This window comes from Streptomyces sp. ME02-8801-2C, assembly GCF_033793965.1.
GTDB lineage: Bacteria > Actinomycetota > Actinomycetes > Streptomycetales > Streptomycetaceae > Streptomyces.
The window spans coordinates 119,589-136,689 of sequence record NZ_JARAXP010000014.1; the positions used below are offsets into that span (position 1 = coordinate 119,589).

Annotated in this window: 17 protein-coding genes; 13 read left to right on the forward strand and 4 right to left on the reverse strand. The window is 69.8% G+C overall.

What is annotated here, in order from left to right:
- Positions 1–78 precede the first annotated feature (78 nt).
- The 3 genes from PV396_RS34890 to PV396_RS34900 all read right to left on the reverse strand — a co-directional run bounded on the left by PV396_RS34890 (position 79) and on the right by PV396_RS34900 (position 3,334).
- Positions 79–1,224, reverse strand: coding sequence for an ABC transporter substrate-binding protein (locus tag PV396_RS34890; protein WP_319211564.1), 1,146 nt, complete (start codon positions 1,222–1,224; stop codon positions 79–81).
- A gap of 317 nt (positions 1,225–1,541) precedes the next feature.
- A complete protein-coding gene (locus tag PV396_RS34895; RefSeq protein WP_319211566.1) occupies positions 1,542–2,699 on the reverse strand; it encodes a lactate 2-monooxygenase in 1,158 nt (385 codons plus the stop codon).
- 38 nt (positions 2,700–2,737) lie between these two features.
- Positions 2,738–3,334 carry a TetR/AcrR family transcriptional regulator gene (locus PV396_RS34900; RefSeq protein ID WP_319211690.1) on the reverse strand — a complete coding sequence of 199 codons (597 nt, stop codon included), beginning with the start codon at positions 3,332–3,334 and terminating at the stop codon, positions 2,738–2,740.
- A 173-nt stretch (positions 3,335–3,507) separates the two neighbouring features.
- Here PV396_RS34900 and PV396_RS34905 point away from each other — a divergent pair, with 173 nt between their 5' ends.
- The 4 genes from PV396_RS34905 to PV396_RS34920 all read left to right on the forward strand — a co-directional run bounded on the left by PV396_RS34905 (position 3,508) and on the right by PV396_RS34920 (position 7,443).
- Complete coding sequence (locus PV396_RS34905) at positions 3,508–4,509, forward strand: SMP-30/gluconolactonase/LRE family protein (protein ID WP_319211568.1); 1,002 nt, start codon at positions 3,508–3,510, stop codon at positions 4,507–4,509.
- Between the two features lie 95 nt (positions 4,510–4,604).
- Positions 4,605–5,435: an SDR family oxidoreductase gene (locus PV396_RS34910; RefSeq protein WP_319211570.1), complete on the forward strand. Its 831-nt coding sequence runs from the start codon at positions 4,605–4,607 to the stop codon at positions 5,433–5,435.
- Positions 5,432–6,664 carry an amino acid deaminase/aldolase gene (locus tag PV396_RS34915; RefSeq protein WP_319211572.1) on the forward strand — a complete coding sequence of 411 codons (1,233 nt, stop codon included), beginning with the start codon at positions 5,432–5,434 and terminating at the stop codon, positions 6,662–6,664. The genes PV396_RS34910 and PV396_RS34915 overlap by 4 nt, the downstream gene beginning before the upstream one ends.
- A complete protein-coding gene (locus PV396_RS34920; RefSeq protein WP_319211574.1) occupies positions 6,661–7,443 on the forward strand; it encodes an SDR family NAD(P)-dependent oxidoreductase in 783 nt (260 codons plus the stop codon). The genes PV396_RS34915 and PV396_RS34920 overlap by 4 nt, the downstream gene beginning before the upstream one ends.
- A 55-nt stretch (positions 7,444–7,498) precedes the next feature.
- Here the strand turns inward: PV396_RS34920 and PV396_RS34925 are convergent, their stop codons facing one another.
- Positions 7,499–9,034: a carboxylesterase/lipase family protein gene (locus PV396_RS34925; protein WP_319211576.1), complete on the reverse strand. Its 1,536-nt coding sequence runs from the start codon at positions 9,032–9,034 to the stop codon at positions 7,499–7,501.
- Positions 9,035–9,229: 195 nt separating this feature from the next.
- Here PV396_RS34925 and PV396_RS34930 point away from each other — a divergent pair, with 195 nt between their 5' ends.
- From PV396_RS34930 to PV396_RS34970, 9 genes are all read left to right on the forward strand, one after another.
- The gene (locus PV396_RS34930) at positions 9,230–10,195 is read left to right on the forward strand and encodes a pirin family protein (protein WP_319211578.1); all 966 of its coding nucleotides are present in this window, start codon (positions 9,230–9,232) and stop codon (positions 10,193–10,195) included.
- A 1,015-nt stretch (positions 10,196–11,210) separates the two neighbouring features.
- Complete coding sequence (locus PV396_RS34935) at positions 11,211–11,762, forward strand: helix-turn-helix domain-containing protein (protein ID WP_319211580.1); 552 nt, start codon at positions 11,211–11,213, stop codon at positions 11,760–11,762.
- Positions 11,763–11,843: 81 nt separating this feature from the next.
- Positions 11,844–12,047 carry a hypothetical protein gene (locus tag PV396_RS34940; RefSeq protein WP_319211582.1) on the forward strand — a complete coding sequence of 68 codons (204 nt, stop codon included), beginning with the start codon at positions 11,844–11,846 and terminating at the stop codon, positions 12,045–12,047.
- Positions 12,044–12,475, forward strand: coding sequence for a hypothetical protein (locus PV396_RS34945; protein WP_319211584.1), 432 nt, complete (start codon positions 12,044–12,046; stop codon positions 12,473–12,475). Before PV396_RS34940 ends, PV396_RS34945 begins: the two co-directional genes overlap by 4 nt.
- Complete coding sequence (locus tag PV396_RS34950; protein ID WP_319211586.1) at positions 12,465–12,818, forward strand: hypothetical protein; 354 nt, start codon at positions 12,465–12,467, stop codon at positions 12,816–12,818. Before PV396_RS34945 ends, PV396_RS34950 begins: the two co-directional genes overlap by 11 nt.
- Before the next feature lie 5 nt (positions 12,819–12,823).
- A complete protein-coding gene (locus PV396_RS34955) occupies positions 12,824–13,189 on the forward strand; it encodes a hypothetical protein (RefSeq protein WP_319211588.1) in 366 nt (121 codons plus the stop codon).
- Positions 13,190–13,618: 429 nt separating this feature from the next.
- The gene (locus PV396_RS34960) at positions 13,619–14,932 is read left to right on the forward strand and encodes an aminomethyl transferase family protein (protein WP_319211590.1); all 1,314 of its coding nucleotides are present in this window, start codon (positions 13,619–13,621) and stop codon (positions 14,930–14,932) included.
- Positions 14,925–15,482, forward strand: coding sequence for a 2,4'-dihydroxyacetophenone dioxygenase family protein (locus PV396_RS34965; RefSeq protein ID WP_319211592.1), 558 nt, complete (start codon positions 14,925–14,927; stop codon positions 15,480–15,482). Before PV396_RS34960 ends, PV396_RS34965 begins: the two co-directional genes overlap by 8 nt.
- A 445-nt stretch (positions 15,483–15,927) precedes the next feature.
- The gene (locus tag PV396_RS34970; RefSeq protein WP_319211594.1) at positions 15,928–17,085 is read left to right on the forward strand and encodes an ABC transporter substrate-binding protein; all 1,158 of its coding nucleotides are present in this window, start codon (positions 15,928–15,930) and stop codon (positions 17,083–17,085) included.
- Positions 17,086–17,101: the final 16 nt, after the last annotated feature.

The window sequence follows — 17,101 nt, forward strand, 5'->3', positions numbered from 1 at the left end:
AACAGGGCACCCGAGTCTATCGACCTCCTGTATGACCTACGTCAAGAGAAGGCGTGAGGCAGGTGCCCCGCCCGTCGGCTACGCGCCGGGGTGGAGCCCCAGCGAACCCGGGGTCGGGTCGCCCTTGACCTCGCCGAAGTACAGGGCGAAGGTCTGCTTCCAGCGCTCGACCTGCGCGCGGTCGGCCATGAAGCGGGGGAAGCCGTCGACGTTCGCGTTCGGGTACTCCCAGATGGGCTTGAGGCCACCGGTGGGGGTGATGTCGGTGCGTACCGACCAGGCGCCGGTGGTCTGCTGGGCGGTGGAGAGCCGCCAGTTGAGGAAGAGCTTGGCGGCAGTGGTGTTGCGGCCCTGCTTCAGGATGGCGGCCCGCTGGCCCCACGCCATGAAGGGGTGCCCCTCGGCGACGGCCCACCGCGAGGGTGCCGTGGACGGCGCCAGGAGGGAGCCCGAGCCGCCGACGCCGAGCGCCTTCTGCCCGGTGGAGACGGCCAGCCCCGGGGTGTGGCTGCCGCGGGCGAACCGGACGTCCTGGGTGGCGAACCTGGCGGCCCAGTCCCAGCCGTAGTGGTCGACGTACAGCTTGAAGAGGTAGAGGACCGCGTCGTCGTCGTGCGGGTAGGACGAGGCGATCTGTCCCTTCCACTTCGGGTCGATCAGGTCGAGCGGGGACTTCGGGGCGTCGGCGCCGACCGCGGCGACGTTGTACGAGTAGCTGAAGGCGATGACCCCGAGGGCCATCCAGGCACCCTGCGGGTCCTTGAAGCCCTTGTACAGCTTGGAGAAGCCGGCCGGCCGGTAGTGCAGCAGGCGGCCCTGCTCCTTCCAGCGGGTGAAGTCGTGGAGGGTCTGGAGCTGGACGACGTCGGGGACGAGGGTGTCGGTCGCGAACTGGTTGTCGACGCGGACGTCGTGGTACTTGCTGTAGTCCACGACCACCTTGAGGTCGATCTCCGGGAAGCGGGCCGAGAAGTTCGTGCGGATGCCGTTGCCCTGGCTGTCGACGTCGCCGCCCGAGTAGATGACGAGCTTGCCGCCCTCGGCCAGCGCGGCCTCGTACAGCTCGTCGAGCGTCCGGGTCTCCTCGGGGCCCGCGTCCGAACGTGACCCGGAGGACGAGGCTGCGGCGGTGGCGGGGGTCGCGGTGGCACCGAGCGCACCGACACCGAGGGCAGCACCGGCTCCGGTGGCGAGTACACGTCGTCGACTGAGGAAACTGGACACGCTGAGGGCCTCTCAATGGGGGGAATCCTGCTGGGAGTTCGATCCTGACGCGGGCGAGAGGAACCTCGCGTCGGCTGTACGGAGCGTGCGTTTGGCAGGGGAACGAATTCCCGTTCAACCGATCGGTCGAACGGGAATTCGTCCCGGGTCGGGCGAGGGAACGCCGGGCCGGTCGAGCGGGCACGGTATCGGCGAAGCGGTTCAACCCCGGTGCGGGCAGCGCCGACAGGGACGCGGGGAACTGCGCGACCAGCCACATCGAACCCGCACCCGGCCTACGACAACTCGCCCGCCTGGCGAACCGGGCCGGCGGGCGGTCAGACCGCCTGGAGTGCCTCGGGGACGAGGTCCTCCAGGGCCGGATAACCGTCCACCGCCATGATCAGGTCCGCCTCGGCGAGCAGAGCCCGCAGGACGTGGACGATGCCGTCCGTGCCGCCGAGGGCGCAGCCGTAGGCGTACGGGCGGCCGATGCCGACCGCTGTCGCGCCCAGCGCGAGGGCCTTGACGATGTCGGCGCCACCGCGGACACCGGAGTCGAAGAGGACGGGCAGGTCGCCGGCGGCCTCGACGACGCCGGGGAGGGCGTTGAGGGCGGGCAGGCCCCCGTTGGCCTGCCGGCCGCCGTGGTTGGAGCAGTAGATGCCGTCCACTCCCGCGTCCCTCACCCGGCGCGCGTCCTCGGGGTGGCAGATGCCCTTGACGATCAGCGGAAGGTCGGTGAGCGAGCGCAGCCAGGTCAGGTCGTCCCAGGTGAGCGGGTTGCCGAAGATCTGGGTCCAGTGGAGGATCGCGGCCTGCGGATCCTGTTCCGGCGATCGGCCCAGGCTCGCCCGGAAGGCCGGGTCGCTGGTGTAGTTCGCGAGGCAGTGGCCTCGCAGCTGGGGGAAGTTGGCGGTCGCGAGGTCCCTCGGGCGCCAGCCGGTGATCCAGGTGTCGAGGGTGACGACGATGCCCTTGTACCCGGCCTGTTCGGCGCGGTGCACGAGGCTCTCGGCGATGGCACGGTCGGTCGGGGTGTAGAGCTGGAAGAAACCGGGGGTGTCGCCGAGTTCGGCGGCCACGTCCTCCATCGGGTCGACGGACAGGGTGGAGGCGATCATCGGAACACCGGTACGGGCGGCGGCGCGGGCCGACGCGAGGTCGCCGTGTCCGTCCTGGGCGCACAGGCCGATCACCCCGATGGGGGCGAGGAACACCGGCGAGGGCAGGGTCGCGCCGAACAGCTCGACGGTCAGGTCACGCGTGGCGGCGCCGACGAACATACGCGGGATCAGGCCCCAGCGCGCGAACGCGTCGACGTTGGCCCGCTGGGTGTGCTCGTCGCCGGCGCCCCCGGCGACGTACGACCAGACGGACGGCGGCAGCGCGGCCGCGGCCCGCTCCGCCAGGCCGGCGAACTCCATGGGGAAGGCGGGCAGGACCCCGCCCAGGCCGTTCAGATAGATCTCGTTCTGGTAGTCGGCGAACGCCATTCGGACACCCTTTCCCTCAGGTCGAGCGGCTTCCGGACTCAGGTGGCGGTGCCCGGCCGTGCGTGCAGGAGCAGGTGATCGGCGAGCAGTTCCAGGGCGGCCTGGCCGTCGGCGCTGTTGCGGTCGACGAGCCAGGTCATGTTGAGGCCGTCGATCGTCGAATGGACGTACCGCGCGAGCACCGGCACAGGCTCCGTCCACTCGATTCCGGCGTTGTCCGCGGCGAGTTCGAGCAGGGAGGCGAAGGCGCGCAGGAAGATCTCGTACTGCTTCCTCGCGACGTCCTCGAAGCCGGGATTGCGCAGCGCGTACTGGGTGAGCTCGTAACTGATCTGGTGCTCGCCGGGGTTGGACTCGAAGCCCTTCCAGAACGCGTGCAGGCTGTCGAGGACGCTGTCGCGGATCTCCTTGTGCGGGGCGAACAGGCCTCGGACCTCGGCGACATAGCGTTCGGTGAGCGTCTCCGTGACGAGTTCGAGGAGCTGCGCCCTGGACTCGAAGCAGTAGTGGAAGGCCCCGAGGGTCATGCCCGCCTCGGTGACCACCGCGCGGGTGGTGGCCTTCGCCACGCCGTCGCGTGCCATGACGCGGATCGCCGCCTCGAGCAGCTCCGCTCTCCGGTCGCTCGCCGCCATGCGGGGCACGCGTTCTCCTCTCCGCACCGGTCCCACCTGCTGTGGTTCGGCCGTCAGAATAGCCAACCGATCCAAGAGAAGTAAGTCAGTTGTCCAGGACGCTTGACTTACTTCTCTCGTCTGCGTCACGGTAGCGATGACCGAACGGGCACGAGCAGCCTCAGGAGGCAGGGGTGCGGCCACGGGCCACAGTCGTTCTGGACGGATTCGGCGTCCTGGAGTCGTTGCGCTGGCACGACGACGCCCTGTGGTTCTGCGACCTCGCGTACGGGACGGTCCACCGCTGGGACACCCGTGGCGAGCCGGAGACGGTCGCCGAGGTCCCCGGACGGGCCGGAGGTCTGGGCTGGCTGCCGGACGGGCGGATGCTGGTCGTCTCCATGGACGGGCACTGTGTCTACCGGCGGGAGCCGGACGGCTCCCTGGTCGCGCACGCCGATCTCAAGGACATCGCCGGGGGCCCCGTCAACGACATGTTCGTCGACCGGCAGGGTCGCGCCTACGTCGGCAACTTCGGCTTCGACTACCACGGCTTCGTCCGCCGCCGGCCCAACTCGATGCTGTACGCCCCGCCGGGACCGCCCACGACCTCCCTCGCCTGCATCTCCCCCACCGGCGAACTGCTGGGCCTGAGCGAGCCGTTGGTCTTCCCGAACGGCATGTTCCTCCTCGACGACGAGTCCACGCTGCTCGTCGCCGAGACCCTGGCGATGCGGCTCACCGCACTGCCCGTACTGCCCGACGGACGGCTGGGCCCGCCCCGGCCCTGGGCTCCGCTCATCCCCTCCGCCCTGTGGAAGTCCCTCAACCACCCCGGACCGCTGGGCCGGATCACCCGGCGCGTCTCCGCGCTCCTCGACCACCGGGCGATCGCCGAACGCTCCGCCAGTCCCATCGCCCCCGACGGCATCGCACCGGGCCGGGACGGCACGGCGTGGGTCGCCAACGCGCTGCGCGGCGAGTGCGTCCGGGTCGGGCCGGGCGGCACGATCCTGGACCGGGTCGCCACCAGCCGACGCACCCTGAGCTGTCTGGTCGCCGGACCCGACGGCAACACGCTGTACGCGGCGACCACCCCGACCGACGATCCGGTGGAGGCGGCCCTGCTGGGCGGGTCGCGGCTGGAGGCGTACGTCCTGCCGTCATCATCGCGACCCTCGTCAGCCTCCGCCTGAACTCGGCCTATTTCTCCGGGAGTTCCCATGCACGGACAACATCGATCGGACGGTGCGCGACCCCCGCGCACCGGCGCTGACGGCGCGCGTCCGCGGTGAGCGTCGTCCTGATCACCGGCGCCGCGAGCGGCATCGGCGCGGCGACGGCGCGGGAGGCGGTACGTCGCGGCCACCGGGTCGCCCTCGCCGACATCGACCTGGCCGGTGCGACCCGGATCGCCGGTCAACTCGGGTCCGGCGCAGCCGCGTTCGAGCTGGACATCCGCGACGAGGCCGCGTGGGACGCGAGTTTCGACGCCGTCTGGGACCGGCTCGGCCCGGTCGACGTGCTCGTCAACAACGCGGGGATCATCCACACCGGCTACGCACGCCAGTTGTCGCCGGCCGAGCACCGCCACATGGTGGAGGTGAACCTGCTCGGCCCGATCAACGGCATCCTGGCCGCCCTGACCCGGATGCGGGCCCAGGGCCACGGGCACATCGTCACCGTGTGCAGCATGACCTCGTTCCTGCCGCTGCCCGGCTACACCACCTACGGCGCGACCAAGCACGGACTGCGCGCCTTCCACCACAGTGTGGCCATCGAGGAACGCGACGGGCCGGTGACCTTCAGCATCGTCCATCCGCCCGGCACCCGGACCCCCATGCTGGAGCAGGAGATGGCCGACCCCAGCGCGGTGATCACCTTCGCCGAGAAGCCGCTCACCCCCGAGAAGGTCGCCTCGGTGATCGTCGACGCCATCGAGAAGAAGCCGGTCGAAGTCGTCCACCCCGCCATCGGTGGACGCGTGCAGCGGGTCGCCGGTGTGTTTCCCCGGCTGATGCGCTTCGTGATCCCCAAGGTGGTGGCCATGGCCAAGCGCCGCAGCACGGGCCTCGTCCCGGCCCCCGCGGCAGTACCCGAGCAAGGAGACAGCAACCGATGACCGTCAACACCACCGCTTCCAGAGCCGGTTCGGATCCCACGACCCAGAGCCATTTCGACGGGCTGCGCGCGGCGACCGCCGGCCTGGAGCCGCCCTTCGGCGTCATCGACCTGGACGCCTTCGACGCCAACGCCCGTGACCTGGAACGCCGTGCGGGCGGCAAGCCGATCCGGCTCGCCAGCAAGTCGCTGCGCTCCCGCGCCCTCATCCGGCGCGCCCTGGACCGCCCGGGCTTCGACGGCATCCTCGGCTTCACCCTGCCCGAAGCCCTGTGGCTGGCCGAGGAGTTCGAGGACATCGTCGTCGGCTACCCCACCGCCGACCGCACGGCGCTGCGCCGCCTGGCCGCCGACGAGCGGCTCGCGTCCCGGATCACCCTGATGGTCGACTGCGTCGAGCACCTCGACCTGATCGACGCCGCGACCGGCCCGCGCTCGACCCGTATCCAGGTGTGCCTGGAACTCGACGCGGCCCTGCGACTGGCGGGCGGCCGACTCCACCTGGGTCCGCGCCGGTCCCCGGTGCACACCCCGCAGCAGGCGGCGGCGTTCGCCCGCGAGGTCGCGTCCCGCCCGGGCTTCGAGCTCACGGGCATCATGGGGTACGAGGGTCAGGTCGCCGGTCTGGGTGACAACGTGCCCGGCAACGCCGTCAAGCGGGCCGTGGTCCGGGCGATGCAGCGTACGTCCGTCGAGGAGCTGAGCCACCGCCGGGAGGCGGCGGTGGCGGCCGTACGGGCCGTGACACCGCTGCGGTTCGTCAACGGCGGCGGCACGGGCAGCCTGGAGACCACGACCCGCGAGGACTCCGTCACCGAACTCGCGGCGGGCTCCGGCCTGTACGGTCCGGGGCTCTTCGACTTCTACCGCAGCTTCCGGCCCGTCCCGGCGGCGTACTTCGTGCTGCCCGTCGTCCGCCGGCCCTCGGCGTCGATCGCGACGCTCCTCGGCGGTGGCTGGGTGGCGTCCGGGCCGCTCGGCAAGGACCGGCTGCCCACCCTGGCCTGGCCCGCCGGGCTGCGGGTCACCGCCACCGAGTCCTTCGGGGAGGTGCAGACCCCGCTCCTGGGCAAGGCGGCGAGCGGGCTGAACATCGGGGACCGAGTGTGGCTGCGGCACGCCAAGGCCGGTGAGCTGTGCGAGCGGATCGGCGATCTGCATCTGGTCAGCGGCGGCGCGGTGGTCGACACCGTGCCCACCTACCGCGGCGAGGGCCGCCACTTCCTGTGACAGCCACCGCCACCACCGTCACCGGCCGGACGATCCTGATCGTCGGCGCCTCCTCCGGGATCGGGGCCGCGGTTGCCCGCCGGCTCGCCCCGGCGGGCAACCGGCTCGTCCTCACGGCTCGGCGCGCCCCCGAACTGGCCGCCGTGGCCGAGGAGGTACGGGCCGCCGGCAGCGCCTGCCTCACCCTCCCCGCCGACGCCCTGGACCCGGAGGCGGCGGCCGGGGTCGTGGCGGAGGCCGTCGCGGAGTTCGGCTCCGTCGACATCGCGCTGCTCAACGCCGGTCAGGGGCCGGACATGGCGATGGACCAGGTGAGCACGGCGGACGTCTCCCGGATCATGGCGTTGAACTACGACGTCGTCGTCAACTATCTGGTCCCGCTGATCCGGCAGTTGGGCGAGCAGCCGGACGGCGGCCTGATCGCCCACACCAACTCCCTCGCGGGGCTGATGGGCATCCCGCGCCAGGGTCCGTACTCGGCGGCGAAGGCGGCCGTACGCACCCTTCTCGACGCTGCGCGGGTCGAACTGGCGCCCAAGGGCATCCGGTTCACCTCGATCCACCCCGGGTTCGTGGGAACGGACCGGGTGGACACGGACGGCCTGCCCAAGCCGTTCCAGGTCAGTCAGGAGCGCGCGGCCCGGTACGTCGTACGCGCCCTGGAGCGGGAACCGGCGCAGGCCTGTTTCCCCTGGCAGACAACGGCGCTGGTCCGGACCCTGCGCGCCCTGCCGGCACCGGTCTCCGACCGGGTGCTGCGCCTGCTGGCGGCACGATAGGGGGGACTGGGTCCGTCACCCCGTCACCCCGTCACCCCGTCACATCGTTACCCCGTCACTCGGTTGTCAGGCGCAGGGTGTCGAACGTGTGCTCCTGCCACAGGCGGCGGGACTCCTCCTCCGGGTAGGCGGCGACGGCCGGTTCGGTGTCGAGCAGCCGGGTGAGTCGCCGGCCGGTGTCGTACGCGGGCCAGCCCGGGTCGCCCGTCGCCGCGAAGGAGGTCCAGGCGGCGCGGAAGCGGGCGGACAGCTCCTCGGTCCCGGGCGGCGGCGTGGGCCCGAACAGCATGCCGCCGAGGCCGGCCCCGAGGTCGCCGAAGTTACCGAAGGTCAGCGGTACGTCCAGGCCGTGGCAGGCGCCCAGGGCGCCGCCGAGCGCGGGGGCGGGCCAGGTCAGCTCGTACACATGGGCCCGGCCGCCGCCGGCCACCTGGGCCTGGGCCAGATGCAGCGACGGCATGCGGAACAGCCAGTCGGACTGCACGAGTTCGAAGAGGTACTCCGCCGAGGCGTCCGGGAACGCTGCGCGGTACGCCTGCTCGGGGTCGGGTCCAGGGCCGAACGCGCGCAGCACCGCCGCCGCCATGTCGTCGTCCACACGGCCGAGCAGCCCGCCGAACATGAGGAAGAGACGGTACTCGTCCCGGGTGTGTCCGACGATCAGTTCGACGTCGCGGGCGGCGCCGCCCGCGAGCGCCTCCCAGGGCGCGGTGGGCAGCACGTCACCGTCGACGACGGGCGAGAACGGGGTCGGGGTGAGGGCGACGGCGCCCCACCTCGCAACGTACTCACGCATCCGAAGAGTGAGCGCGGCCCCCGCCTCGGGCAGCTTGCGCGGGTCCACACCGGCCAGATCGGCGACCGTCGGACGCAGTCCGAGCTCACCGGCCAGCGCCTCGGCGATGTCCCCGGCGAGCGCGTCCGAGAAGTAAGTGCCGGGCACGCTCTGTGCGATCGCCCGCCGGAACAGCCCGCGCGCCCTCGGCATGACCAGCAGTGCGGCGATGGATCCGGCGCCCGCCGACTCCCCGAAGACGGTGACCCGGTCGGGGTCGCCGCCGAACGCGGTGATGTTCTCCCGCACCCACTCCAGGGCGGCCACCTGGTCGAGGAGCCCTCGGTTGGCCGGGGCGCCCTCGATCCGGGCGAACCCCTCGATGCCGACCCGGTAGTTGAGGGTGACCACAACGACGTCACCGTCCTGGGCGAGGCGGGCGCCGTCGTAGCTCGCGTCGTCGGCGGAACCCGCCTTGTAGGCGCCGCCGTAGATCCACACCAGCACCGGCCGACGCGCCGCCGGATCCGTGTCGGGCGTCCAGACGTTGACGGTCAGCCAGTCGTCCCCGCCGGGTGAGGCGGGCGAGGGGGCCGAGGCGTCGGGCCCCATCGCCTCCTGCGGAGGGGGCGGCCCGAACGCGAAGGCCTCCCGCACCCCGTCCCAGCGGTCCACCGGCCGTGGCGCCGCGAACCGCAGCTCCCCGACCGGGGGCTGTGCGAACGGAATCCCCCGGAACACCGAGAGGCCACCTTCACGACGCCCGCCGACCGCGCCCACCACGGTGGCGACCTCGGGAAACTCACCTGCGCTCATCATTTACTCCTCACGACCGACGCGCCACGACACGCCCAGAGGGCCTGGGCCGGCCCGTGGCGGCCCAGCACACGGTATCCGAAACGAACTATATTTCACCAGGCGAACTACGGGAGGCGTCGAGCCGACCCCTGAGGGAACCGGGGGCGCCCCTCCCCCTGCGCACGGGCATGGCCCCCGACTAGGTTGTGCGCCATGAGCAACCTTGACCGCACGCCCGTCCCCAGCGTCTGTGGCGGCCGCGGATTCGTCGTCGCCGAACCCGTACGCGAACTGCTGAGCCCTCGGCGCGTGAAGCTCGGCGAGGGCACCGAAGTACGCCGGCTGCTGCCCAACCTCGGCCGCCGGATGATCGCCGCGTGGGCCTTCGTCGACCACTACGGGCCGGACGACATCGCTGATGAGCCCGGCATGCAGGTGCCCCCGCACCCCCACATGGGCCTCCAGACGGTGAGCTGGCTGCACGAGGGCGAGGTACTGCACCGCGACTCGACCGGCAGCCTCCAGACGATCCGCCCGCGCGAACTGGGCCTCATGACCTCCGGCCGGGCCATCAGCCACTCCGAGGAGAGCCCCAGGTCGCACGCGCGCTTCCTGCACGGGGCGCAGCTGTGGGTCGCCCTGCCGGACGGCCACCGCCACACCGACCCCCACTTCGAACACCACGCCGTCCTGCCCACGGTCACGGCACCCGGCATGACGGCGACCGTGATCCTCGGCGACCTCGACGGCTCGACCTCACCCGGCACGACGTACACCCCGATCGTCGGCGCCGACCTGACCCTCACCGCCGACGCCGACGTACGCCTGCCGCTCGTACCGGACTTCGAGTACGGGGTGCTGGCGATGTCGGGCGAGGTACACGTCGACGGCGTGCCGCTTCTCCCGGGCTCGATGCTCTACCTCGGCTGCGGCCGGACCGAACTCCCCCTGCGCGCGGCGTCCGACGCGAGCGTGATGCTCCTGGGCGGCGAGCCGTTCGACGAGGAGCTGATCATGTGGTGGAACTTCATCGGCCGGTCCCAGGACGAGATCGTGCAGGCCCGCGACGACTGGGCGAAGGGAACCCGCTTCGGCGAGGTGAAGGGCTACGACGGTGCCCCGCTGCACGCACCGGAGCTGCCGGCGACGCCGTTGAAACCGCGGGGGCGGGTGCGCTGACCTGCGAAAATCCGGGTCGCTGGTCCCAGGAATGCGAGGTCATCGATCCGCTCGTCCGCAACGGTGGCCTCGGGCAGCGCGGTGGGTCGGATGCCGCCGCCCGGAGGGCATCCGAGGCAGTCCGCGTTTCCAAAGTGTGGGCATCTGTGGGCAGCTTTGGCAGGACTGATGCTGACCCAATGCTGACTTTCCTGACGGCCCGTCAGCACATGGCAGGCAACATGCCCGACTATTGACGGCTCGAGCAAAAGGCGGCTCGATCGCATGCTGATGGCGGCCGACGCCGGTCCTGAGGTCGACTGACTCACAAGGACGGGGGGGCGTAGGGACGGTCGCCCCGGTGATTGTGGGAACCCAACAAGCCCGGATGCGGTGGGGGCGCTCGCGCACCTTCTTGCGGAATGGCGTCCCGCCGAGGACACCATCAAAGCTTTTACGAGCCTGCCGGGTACGAGGAAAGAGAATGCCGTACGGCCTGCACAGTGCTGCAAAACACGAGCCTGGGCCTTGAGACTCTCCCGAATCATGCTCGCCGACCGACATCAGCATCAGATCACACGGTCCCGCGGCGGTTTCACCCAGGCAGACTTACGGTCTGCACGACGCGCCGGCGCTGACCGATTTCCGGGAGAGCTACATCGCCCAGCTCACGTTCGGATCCGACGTGGTCGACCACTACACCCGTGCCGCCGAGATCGAGATCGCGGCAGAGCGCGGCCAGGTCACCGACGTCGACCGTGAGCGTGGGCTTCTCCGCGCCTGAACACCGCCGCCGTTCCCGGCAGTTCGCCGCCGACGTCTCGCGGGTGCGCCCCGCCCTTCCCTCTGTATGACCCCTGCGGGCGGCAGCCCCGCTGAAGTCCACTGCTGTCCGCAGGTCCCGTGCCCCGTCGCTGAGCACGAGCCCCAACTCCTCGCTCGGTGGCGGGCACCAACTTCCCTTCGTTCCCCGAGCCTTGACGGTGGCCGGGGAACGAAGGGGCCCCGATGAAGCCCACATGAGAAGGACACGCCTGTGAGAGCAGCCGAGGAATCCGTCGGTCCCGTGCCGCCACCGGATACCGAACGCGCTGAGGCATCCGGCACCCTCCCGGAGTGGAGGCGGATGTTGCAGGAGGCGCCTGCGTGGCCCCCGGGCGCGTGGCTGACCGGCGAGGAGGCCGAGGTGTTCAGCGCCTTGGTTATACGGTCGTACCAGGATGGCGGGACCGTCCGGGGTATCAGCGAAGTCATTGCCCGCTCGTACGGATCTGTGCGCAACATCCTTGATCAGGGGGGAGTCCTTCGCCCGCCCGGGAGGCCCACCGTCAAAGGCCTCGCCGCGCACAGGCCGAGCGGCGAAAGGCTCCGGCCTTTTGTCGAGAGGGGGATCCTGGAGCGCATCGGTGACGGCACCTACTCGCGCGGGAAGCGCCTGCCCCCGGGCACGTTGCTCGCCGAGGAGTTCGGTGTCAGCCCGTTCACCGTCCACGCGGCGTTCAAGGCACTCAGGCAAGAGCGCGTTCTGGAAAGTGGCGGCGCCGACACGTTGGGCACCTGGGTCAGCCCATTGGACCTCCCTGAGTAGCGCCTCCTCCGCCCCCGGCAACCGCCCGGGAGGCCAGAGAGCCCACAGCCCACACCAAGTCGTAAGGAAGATCTTCTGCGAATGCCCGATGCCATCCACATCGTCTCGCGGTACGCCGAGCACCGCCCCGGCCGTGCCAGCCGCATCACCGGCGTCATGCTGCACCTGCTGTTCGACCTGACTCAGCAGACCGCGCGAGTCGGCTCCAGCAGCAATCCGTGGGCGCACCTTGCCGCCTACGACGCAGACGCCTTCGCGGCCTTCCTCCCTGGGGAGTCGGCATGAGCGCGCGCATCGCTGCACGGGCCAAGTGGGTACTCCTGGCCGTGGGCTGGCAGGACCTGGAGATACCCGTCGGCCCGCCCCGGATCGAACTCGTCGGCCCGTTACCGCGGTTGGCGGAACGCCGTGTGAGCAAGCACCTGTTCGGGTTGCTGCTACTCACCTCCCTGGTACCTGTGACCAATGGGGTGGCGAAGGTGAGCGCCATGTACGGCGCGCCGTGGGGGCGGCGCGCGGCCCTGGCGCTCGTCGTCGCCCAGGTCGTCGCTGCCGTGATCGTGTTCTTCTGGCTCGCGTGGCGGGTGATCGCCCGCGCGACGCTCGCCCAAGTCACCCAGTGGCAGCGGCTGCTCCAGCGCCGCTGCCGCCGTCACCTGCGGCATCGCGGCCATGTACACAGCCGCTACCCCCCTCAGCGTCTTGAGGGCTGACCTGGGGCTGGCGGTGTTCGGGTGTGTGGTGGCGTGGCTGGCCCTGGAGGTGTGCCGGGACCACGGCGTCCCGCTGGGAACCGGGCTTCCCGCCACAGCCACCCAGCGACTCCACGACTGGAAGATCACGACAAACGCCTTCTACGCCTGCGGATTCGGTGCCCTTTCCGCGACTGCACTGACGCTGCTGGTCCGCTGGACCGGTATCGACGGCGTGCCGGTGATGAAGGGCGACCAGCTGTCCGCCCTCGGGGTCAGCCGCCTCACGAACCTCGGCCTCAGCGTCGTACGGACCGTGGCGATTGAAGACGTCGTGATCGTCGCGGCCACGGTCGCCTACTGACAGCCATGCACCGGCCCGCCCGGGAGATCTGCACCCTGGTCTGCGTCCTGGAAGTCCTCTTCCACGCCTACATGGGACTGCCCGCGATCGGCATGGTCCTCTACGGTGCCGGCCACGTCTGGCTGTACCTGCGCTACCGGCGCCTCATCCCCCTGATGGCCGGCCACGCAGTTTTCGATCTCACCTTCGGCCCCTTCATGCTGCTGCCCTTCAGCTACCGGATCGCGCTGGTGATCCCCTACGCCGTGGCCTGGTGGATCAGCGGGCGGCTACGCGCGGCCGCCGCACGGGAAACACCGTTCCCCGAGCCGTCCACGGCCGACATCGACGCTCCCGCCCCCGAGGACCGTACGAGTGCCCGCAGCGCCTGACGACTCCCTCGCAACTACCGACCGTCTCTCCTACGAAAGGGCATGACATGGCCCACGCCGATACCGACTACGCACAGCCCGGCCACCGCCGTGTCGGCGCTCTCCTGCTGATCCTCAACGAGGCCGGGGATTCCCAAGCCATACGGGCACGGAGATCGTCGAACCGCGCACTCGCAAAGTGCCGCCTCACGGCACCGCCACCGCATCGCGGTGATCGTTCGGAGGATGCGCATCCCAGCGACTCTCGGCGCGGCCGACCGGTCGGCGGGACGGCCCGATGACGGTACCTGGAGGGACGGATCCACCGGCTGAACCGAGTCGGATGACGTAGTCCACTCCAGCCATTCCCCCGATTCGCGCCTCTCGATTCGTCACGATACTTGGCGCCGAGGCAACCGCCAACGGCGTCGAGCATGAACGGGACAACACATGAGCGCCAACAACCTGCAGGAAGTTCTGGATCAGGCAGGCAACACGGTGGAGCTGCTGTACAACTCGCAGCTGGGTGCCCATATCTACCCCGTCGTGCCGTCGGAGTTCACGAACTTCCGCCGGGAGGTGCGAGCCTGGAACGAGACGGCCGTGCTGTTCGACCAGTCCCACCGCATGGTCAACCTCTTCTCCACAGGCCCCGACGCACTGCGGCTGATCTCCGACACCGGAATCAACAGTGTCGCGAAGTTCGCGGTGAACTCTGCCAAGCAGTTCCTCCCGGTCACCCTAGAGGGAGGAGTGATCGGTGACGGAATCCTCTTCCGCGAGGCGGAGCAGGAATTCACCAACGCTGGACGTGCTTTCGTCGCCAACAGGCTCGTCTTCCAGGCCGAGAAGGAGTACGACGTCGAGCTGCGGGTGGACGCGCGCTCCCTTTCCCGGCCCTACGGCAAGCAGGTGCCCCGCGATCTGTGGCGCTTCCAGATCCAGGGCCCCCGCGCGTGGGAGGTCATCGAGAATGTCAACGGCGGTCCCGTCGAGCAGCTGCGCTTCTTCCGCATGGACCACATGAACATCGTCGGTGAGAGGGCCCGCACCCTGCGCCACGGCATGGCGGGTGCCCCGGGCCTGGAGCTCTGGGGCCCGTACAAGAGCTATGACAAGGTGCGGGACGCCATCCTGGAGGCCGGCGTCGAGTTCGGGCTGGAACCGGCGGGCGCGCGTGCATACTCGTGCAACGCCAACCCGTGGGAGCTGGGCTACGGAGGGTTCGTCAAGTTCGACCACGACTTCATCGGGCGGGACGCACTGGAGGCCATCGCCCCAAAGACCCAGCGACGCAAGGTGACCCTGGCCTGGAACGCTGAGGACCTGGCCTGGCTACTCGCCTCTCCGGTCGACCCGGAGGGGCCCGGCTGCCAGTTCTTCGACCTGCCCGACGCCAACTACTATTTGTCCAACTACGACTCCGTGCTTGACGCCGACGACAACGTCATCGGCCTGTCGCTGTTCACCGGTTACAGCGCCAAGGAGCGAAAGGGCCCTGGGCCTGGCCACCGTCGCCCCGGGTGCCCCGCTCGGTGCCGAGGTCCGTGTCCTGTGGGGCGAGCCGAACAGCGGCAACCGCAAGACAACCGTCCAGCCCCACGAGCAGTTTCGCCGTGCGCGCGATCGTCAGCCCGGCGCTCTACTCGGTCATGGCGCACGACAACTACCAGCCCGGCTGTCGTACCTGCGGCGGCATCTGACACCGCGCCCGCACGGGGCCCGTTCAAAACAGATGGATGCAAGGAGGCATCGTATGTCTGAGGTGGAGAAGGCGGAGAAGTCGGGAATGACGGCGCCGCCGTCGACCGCGTACAAGATCGTGCACACCCCGCAGCTGTACCGGGACGTGATCGAACGCTACGGGGTGGACGGCACCCATGTGGGGATGTCGGAGGAGGAGAGCCCCTGGGTCCCCTTCGGGGACAACGCCGCGATCCGCCATCTGGCGTTCGACGTACGGAGCAACACCTTCAGCAACATCCTGTGGATCAAGGGCCCGGGAGTGATCGGCACACACAACCACCGCGGGACCGTGGTCATGGTGTGCCTGGAAGGCAGCTGCCGCTACCTGGAATACGACTGGGTCGCCGGACCGGGCAGCTTCATCTTCGAGACACCAGGACTGTCGCACACCCTGGTCAGTGACCACCCCGACGGCGTGAAGCTCTTCGGCTGGCTGCAAGGACCGATCGACTTCTTCGACGACCAGGGCGGCTTCATCGAGACACTGGACGTGTGGTGGTACATCAACCACTACGAAACCCACTGCCGAGAAAACGGCATCCCCATCAACAAAAAGCTGTACCTCTGAGCAGTTGCCGAGATTCAGTCGGCGCGATGACTCGGAGCTAATTACATTTCGTTATCCGCGAAGATCGGTTCCGTCAGCGACGGGGCCGATTTTCCGCGTGCACCGGACGCTTCCGAGAGACATATGACGTAGGCGTGCCGCGCCATTTCTCCCTCAAACCCGCGCCTCCTGTCGCATTCCTGCCGAATTAAGAAAGTACTTAGACTCCGCCTCATAGCCGGTGAAGGGGCCGAGCGCAGGTCCCTCGCGCTGTCCAGAGAGGACCGCTATGAGTCCGAAAGTATGTCAGATCAGCAGAGCGCCAAGAGTCGACAGGCGCTGGCTCGCACCGGTTGTCGGGGCGGTTCTGTTCACTTCCGCGTGTGCCGGGGCGGCCCACGAAACGAACTCCGGCCCGTCCTCCGGAGCGGGGGCATCCGCGACCGGTGCCGCGAAGGGCGAATCCGTGGAGAAGGGCGTCACCGACTACCTCGCCTACACGGGCGGGAAGGCCGGCGCCGCGACGAAGGACCTGGCGCCCGTCACCATCGGCTGGGTGAACGTCGAGGGCACGGCCAACGGCGCCCCCGAGGCCACCAGGGGCGCCCAGGCCGCCGTGGACTACGTCAACAAGGAACTCGGCGGGATCGGCGGTCACCCGCTGGCCCTCCGGGTCTGCAAGATCGCCTCGGCGGAGGAGGAAGGCCAGCGCTGCGGACAGGAGATGGTGAACGACTCCGAGGTGTCCGCCGTCGCCTTCGGCAATGTCTTCGTCGGTGACCAGTCCTTCAACTCGGTACTGAAGGGCAAGAAGCCCGTCCTGGTGAGTGTGGCCACCGGCCCCTCCGTTCCGACGGCGAAGAACACCGCGATCGTCTTCGGCGACCTGTCGCACGTGTGGGGACCGTGGGGGTCTTACAGCCGTGACGTGCTGCACGCGAAGACGGCCGCGATCGTCCACACCAACACACCACCGGACAAGGTCGCGGCGCAGGCGGCTCGCGAGGCGATGGAGAAGGTCGGCATCAAGGTGAAGTCCGTCGGCTTCGACGCACAGGCCACCGACCTGCTCGGCCCGGTGACGGCCGCCGGCGGCCAGAGCGCCGACGTGATCGTGCCGATCGCCGCCGGCCAGGGCTGTGTGGGCATCGCCAAGGCCCTCAAGCAACTGGGCAGCACCAAGCCGGTGGTCTCCACGCCGGTCTGTCTGTCGCCCGACGTGGCGCAGGGCCTCGGCGGCGACCTCCCTCAGTGGACATACGGCATCGCCCAGACCCTGCCGACCGACACCGCGGCCCCCGACGCCGAGGCGTACCGGAAGGCCTCGTCAAGTGCCGGGCTGGGCAAGGAGGACCAGGCCAAGGTGTGGGCCGCCGTGTCCTGGAGTTCGGTCCTCGCCTACGCGAAGGTCATGAACGAAGTGGGCGCAGACAAGATGACGCCGACCGCCGTCGCGGCCCGACTCGCCAAGTTCACCGGCCCCGTGGTGATGGGTGCGCCCAAGGTGGAGTGCGGCAAGTACGCCGACTCGCCCGCCGTCTGCAACGACCAGGACCGCTTCTACACGTACAAGGGCAAGGGCGCCTTCACGGCGGTCACCGGCTGGCTCCGGCCGCCGGCCTGACCTGGACGGACGAGCG

Bases quoted from the DNA above. Each gene is read 5' to 3' on its own strand.
- PV396_RS34925 (WP_319211576.1), bottom strand. From the start codon at position 9,034: ATGAGCGCAGGTGAGTTTCCCGAGGTCGCCACCGTGGTGGGCGCGGTC.
- PV396_RS34915 (WP_319211572.1), top strand. From the start codon at position 5,432: ATGACCGTCAACACCACCGCTTCCAGAGCCGGTTCGGATCCCACGACC.
- PV396_RS34895 (WP_319211566.1), bottom strand. From the start codon at position 2,699: ATGGCGTTCGCCGACTACCAGAACGAGATCTATCTGAACGGCCTGGGC.
- PV396_RS34955 (WP_319211588.1), top strand. From the start codon at position 12,824: ATGCACCGGCCCGCCCGGGAGATCTGCACCCTGGTCTGCGTCCTGGAA.
- PV396_RS34930 (WP_319211578.1), top strand. From the start codon at position 9,230: ATGAGCAACCTTGACCGCACGCCCGTCCCCAGCGTCTGTGGCGGCCGC.
- PV396_RS34940 (WP_319211582.1), top strand. From the start codon at position 11,844: ATGCCCGATGCCATCCACATCGTCTCGCGGTACGCCGAGCACCGCCCC.
- PV396_RS34960 (WP_319211590.1), top strand. From the start codon at position 13,619: ATGAGCGCCAACAACCTGCAGGAAGTTCTGGATCAGGCAGGCAACACG.
- PV396_RS34965 (WP_319211592.1), top strand. From the start codon at position 14,925: ATGTCTGAGGTGGAGAAGGCGGAGAAGTCGGGAATGACGGCGCCGCCG.
- PV396_RS34945 (WP_319211584.1), top strand. From the start codon at position 12,044: ATGAGCGCGCGCATCGCTGCACGGGCCAAGTGGGTACTCCTGGCCGTG.
- PV396_RS34900 (WP_319211690.1), bottom strand. From the start codon at position 3,334: ATGGCGGCGAGCGACCGGAGAGCGGAGCTGCTCGAGGCGGCGATCCGC.